General features: G+C 55.2%; 1 protein-coding gene. It reads left to right on the top strand.

Annotated elements, in window-relative coordinates:
- Positions 1 to 119: 119 nt before the first annotated feature.
- On the top strand, positions 120 to 393 hold a 274-nt coding region (locus tag JK635_RS24220; protein WP_235887988.1), incomplete at its 3' end, for a hypothetical protein.

Raw genomic sequence — 393 nt, 5'->3', positions numbered from 1 at the left:
CCCGTCCCGCATTCCGGCGCGGGCTTTTTTTTTGGAGGTGAACAGGGTTTGTAACCGTTGATCGAACGAGAATTGCAATGGCGTTACGCACTGGTTCCGTTCAACAAGGGATATAAATCATGAAAAGAGTCAGAGCCAGTTCAGGCGCGGATCGCTTTGCAACTCCGCACATTGCCGCAGATAGCAGTCGTCCTGCTGCAGACGTCACTTCCATCCGCCTCTCAGGCAATGTGCAAAGTTCCTCATCTTCCTCGTTTTTCACGGATGCGAGACAGCTCTTCCAGCTTGTCAAGTCTGCAGGGCATAGAGCTTCGGCGGTGTTGCCGGCGGCTTCCACTGCGCTGCTGTTGGGTCAACGCCTGCCTGCGATCTTGCGTGCCAAGCTGTTCGTGG

The organism is Neobacillus paridis (assembly GCF_016765675.1).
Taxonomy (GTDB): domain Bacteria; phylum Bacillota; class Bacilli; order Bacillales; family Cytobacillaceae; genus Neobacillus; species Neobacillus paridis.
This window is presented reverse-complemented; position numbering and strand designations above follow the sequence as displayed.